At 51.6% G+C, this 4,867-nt stretch carries 2 protein-coding genes; both read left to right on the top strand.

What is annotated here, in order from left to right; translation table 11 throughout:
• On the top strand, positions 1 to 1,491 hold a 1,491-nt coding region (locus L692_RS0105215), incomplete at its 5' end, for a beta-ketoacyl [acyl carrier protein] synthase domain-containing protein (protein WP_198027705.1).
• A 46-nt stretch (positions 1,492 to 1,537) separates the two neighbouring features.
• Positions 1,538 to 4,867: beta-ketoacyl synthase N-terminal-like domain-containing protein (locus L692_RS0105210; RefSeq protein WP_025697825.1), on the top strand; the 3,330-nt coding region annotated here is incomplete at its 3' end.

Below are 4,867 nucleotides of genomic sequence, written 5' to 3'. Positions count from 1 at the left end.
CCAGCCGCTGAAACGGCAGCCGGTTTAACCGAGGCTTCGTGTAGTTCGGAAGGAACAGGAGAGGGAGCTTCCGGAATGGATATCGCGGTAATCGGATTATCGTGCCGGATGCCTGGGGCTGATAATCTAACTGAATTTTGGCGGTTGCTCGCTGAAGGACGTTCTTCGATTCGTGCTGTCCCCCCTGAGAGATGGGGATACCGGAGTCAATACTATGCGGGGCTGCTTGACAGCATCAAAATAGAGGACCCGGCCTTTTTCCTCATTGCGGATGAGGATATAGAGGCGATGGACCCGCAAGCGTTTTTGGTATTGGAGGAAGCTCTGAAAGTTATTTATCACGCGGGGTATACGCAGCAGGAGATCAAGGGCAGGGAGGTTGGCGTTTATCTCGGTGCAAGAACCCAACATTGGCCCGATCAAGACACCCTCCGGCAAGCGAAGAACCCCATTGTTGCCATCGGTCAGAATTATCTGGCTGCCAATGTGTCGCAGTTTTTCGATCTCAGAGGTCCGAGCCTTGTTCTGGACACCGCTTGCTCGTCTGCGCTGGTCGGTATGAATATGGCGGTTCAGGCGTTGCGCGACGGGGATATTGAATCCGCTCTGGTCGGCGGAATCAGTTTACTCTCCGGAGATATGCCCCACAAAATTTTTGAACAGCGCGGTATCTTGAGCCCCGATCCTTTCTTCCATGCGTTTGACGGACGGGCAGGCGGCGTAGTTCTTGGAGAGGGTTCGGGCATGGTTTTGCTGAAGACCGTCAAACAGGCGCTCAAGGATGGCGATCAAATTTATGCAGTCATCAAGGCGATCTCCGTCAACAACGACGGACGAACGGCGGGACCGGCGACTCCAAACCTGAATGCGCTTAAGGAGGTCATGCATAAGGGGCTGGAGAAAAGCGGCAAAGATCCGGCTGAAATCAGTTATATCGAAACCAACGCGTCCGGTTCCGAAGTAACGGATCTCTTGGAGCTTAAAGCTATTCAAGCGGTTTACCGTGGGGACAATGAATTGCCTTGCGGATTGGGGTCAATCAAACCGAATATCGGACATCCGTTAAGTGCCGAAGGCATAGCGAGCTTTATTAAAGTTGCAATGATGCTCTATAACCGGGAAATTGTGCCTTTCTTATCGGGACAAGAGCCGATGAAGCATTTCGATTTGGCCAAGTCCCCCTTCAGCTTCACCAGGGAATTGACAAAGTGGTCAAACCCGGGGAGGCTTGCTTCAATCAACTGTTTCGGTGACGGAGGAACTAATGCGCATGTCATAGTGCAAGCGTGGGAGGAGCAAAGCGGACGCGTTATCGCACGTCAGCCGCTGAAAGTTCTCCCGCTTCGTCACTCCGTCCACCCGACAGCAACCTCGCAGATCGCGGTATCCGACAACGCAGACGCCAGTTCGGCCGCATCGGGAAACATTTGGAGAAAAAAGCCAGCGAACCAGGTTTCAGACGGTAAGTCCTCGTTTTGGAACCGTCGCTAGATATCATAAGAGTAGTTGTTCAGCCCAAAAGAGGAGGACATGGTTCATGAAAGAGCAGTTTCATATAAGTGTTGAACATCCAATCCTGAAAAATCACAAAGCGTTCGGCCAAGAATTGCTTCCCGGCCCGGCTTATGTCGATTTCTTATATCAGGTATTCCACGAGAATGGATACAGCTATAAAGAGCTGGAGCTGCGGAACGTTTCGATTTTTAATCCCTTGACGGTGGCCCGGGACTACGATGTTCTGGTAACGGTCGACTGCACCGAGACGGCGCCCGGAATATGGAATATTGTGGTGGAGGGGCAGGAGGAACGTCAAGGTGTCCTATCGTCCGTAAAAATAAAATATGTCACGGCTGAAATGCACCGGGTTGCACCGGTCGTTTTCGAAGCGGAGATGGATAAGCGTTCGCTGGCAGGAGAGACGGCACATGGAAGCCCTCTGGAGGAAGCCTACGGACAATTCCGTGCATTGGGCCTGGTCCATACCGGATTCATGAAGGCGGAAGGGGACATCGTCCGTACGGATGACGGGGTGCTGGTGAAGCTTTCCCTGGATGGGGAAGCGCTAGCCAGCGCAGAACATGTGCTTTTTCACCCGACTCTGATTGACGCAAGTTGTGTGGGGGCCGGAATCCTGCTCAGCGCAGAAGTGCATGAGGATCATCAATTATTTTTGCCGATTTTTTTCGAATCCTTTCGCGCGAACGCCCCCATTCAACGTGGCTGCATCACACGAGTGCGGTCAGCTTCGGTTCAAAGGAAAAACGAAGTGCTTTATATGACTTTGGAAATATTTAACGAACTTGGCGAACAGGTCGCGGAAGTCAAGAATTATGCGATGAAAATCGTTCGTGGTGAGGGAAATGATCGTTCAAAAGTTAAAGAACCGCCATCCTCCCAAGGGGGCCTGCCATCTTCCCGGGCTTCCACTCCCGGCAACGTTTTGTCTCAGGGCGAAGCCGGAACTGCGGCCGAAGCTTTCTTGAGGCATCTGCTTGCAGACCGCTTGGGGATACCGGAGCAAGAGATTGATTCTGGTGTCGGTTATTACGAAATGGGCTTGGATTCACCCGGGCTGCTGGAAGTCGTCAAAGCCATCGAGGCCAAAATCGGAACCCCGCTCACTCCGACTTTATTGTTTGAATATACAAATATAAGCGAGTTATCGGTGTATCTGGCACATAATTACGAATCATCGTTTCATGCGGGCGCTGCCGGAGAGGCGACGGAAGATGCATCGCAGGCACCTTCCCGGGCAGGGAAAGAAGTCTCGAACGTAGATGGTCACCAGACGGAACGCTGCATTCCGGAGCTTGTGTCCGTAGATGATGACATCGCTATCATTGGTATGGCCGGCCGTTTCCCCGGTTCGGGGAACATACGCGAATTTTGGAATAACTTGAAGGCCGGCAAGGATTGCATCAGCGAGGTTCCCAAATCCCGGTGGGACTGGGAACAGTTCAACAATCTAAAATCCCCTTCCGGCAAGGGGGTCTCCAGATGGGGAGGGTTTATCGACGATCCGGATTGCTTTGATGCGCGGTTTTTTAGGATTTCGCCCCGGGAAGCCGAGATTATGGATCCGCAGGAGCGGTTGTTCCTGGAAACCTGCTGGGAGGCGGTTGAGGATTCCGGATATAAGCCAGGAACGCTTGTTGCGCCGAAAGGGTCGAACAAACGGAATCCGGTTGGCGTGTTTGCCGGAGTTATGCATAAGGATTACGCGCTAATCGGTTCCGAGGCCATGTCGCAGGGACAACTGTTTCCGCTATCTTTAAGTCACTCCTATATTGCTAACAGGGTTTCGTATTTTTGCAATTTTCACGGTCCGAGTCTGGCTGTGGATACATTGTGCTCCGCTTCGCTTACTGCCGTTCATTTGGCAATTGAAAGCATCAAGCGGGGAGAATGCGAGGTGGCTTTGGCCGGCGGCGTGAATCTGTCCCTGCATCCGGATAAATATAAGACTATGGGACTGGCAAATATGCATTCCAGCGATGGGCACTGCCGTACTTTTGGAGAAGGAGGGGACGGCTACGTCTCTGGAGAAGGAACCGGTGCCATTGTGTTGAAGCCGCTTCGGAAAGCGGCGGAGGACGGAGACCATATTTACGCGATTATTAAGGGAAGCGCCATTAACCATGTCGGGACTGCAAGTGGCATTACTGTGCCTAGTCCGGTGGCACAAGCGGATCTTATTGCCGAATGTTTGGAAAAAACGGGGATTGATCCTCGGACCATCAGCTATGTGGAAGCGCACGGAACGGGTACTTCGCTAGGGGATCCGATTGAAATGCAGGGCTTGTCCAAAGCATTCAGTCAGCATACGCAAGATCGCCAGTTTTGTTCCATCGGTTCGGTTAAATCGAACGTAGGCCATGGAGAATCCGCTGCGGGCATTTGCGGTTTGATCAAGACGGCATTGATGCTGCACCATAAGACGCTTGTAAAGTCCCTGCATTCGGAGAAATTAAATCCTTATATCGATTTTAAACAGTCTCCTTTCTATGTGCAGCAGCAGACGGAAGAATGGAAGCAACCGGTCTTGGCGCTGGATGGCCGGGAATTGTCCTATCCGAGAAGAGCAGGGGTAAGCTCGTTTGGCGCTTACGGATCAAATGCCCATTTAATTATGGAAGAGTTTATTCCGGAACCGATGGCGCAATCTTCGGGTACCCCCGAGATCCAAACCTTTATAATCCCGCTCTCGGCCAAAAATGAGGAAAGCTTGAAGGTTTATGCTCGCAGACTGGCCGTATATTTACTGGAGAATCCGTTAAACGGATCGTCTATACCGGTTGACTATTCGAAAGAGAGCCAATCCCAAGTGTTGCTGGAAGGCGAGATTCGCGCAATTGTAGCCGAAGCTTTGCAGATTCAAGAAGGTGAAGTTGAGGATGAACAGGAATGGAGGGAAATGGGTGTTGATCTTGTCCATCTGACTAAAATCAGGGAATGCATCATGAACCGGTTTCATATCGAGTTAAAGCCTGAAGATATTTCCCAAAGCGAATCCATTGCCTCCCTTGTGACTGTGATCATTCAACGCTATCTGCACGGGTCCGTGACGAGTCTAGTTGCGGCTTCCGCTGCCGGAAATGAAGTAATCAGCGGGGCGGAAATCGGCTCAGCCGAAAGGGAAACCCGTCTGATCGAGTTGGCGTATACTCTGCAAATGGGAAGAGAAGCGATGGAGGAACGGGTTGTTTTTGTCGTAGACCGGATTCCGGAATTGATCGAGGATTTGAAGGCTTTTGCGGAAGGAACAGCAACTCCTTCGCAATGCTGGCGGGGCCGTGTAGAGAAGAGAAAAGATTCAGCAAGCAGCAGTGAATGGGCAAAGTCCATAGGACAAAATGCGACCAGGGAG

It is taken from the genome of Paenibacillus forsythiae T98 (genome assembly GCF_000520735.1).
Taxonomy (GTDB): domain Bacteria; phylum Bacillota; class Bacilli; order Paenibacillales; family Paenibacillaceae; genus Paenibacillus_AQ; species Paenibacillus_AQ forsythiae.
The sequence above is the reverse complement of the archived record's forward strand: the minus strand, read 5'-3'. Positions and strand labels throughout refer to the sequence as shown.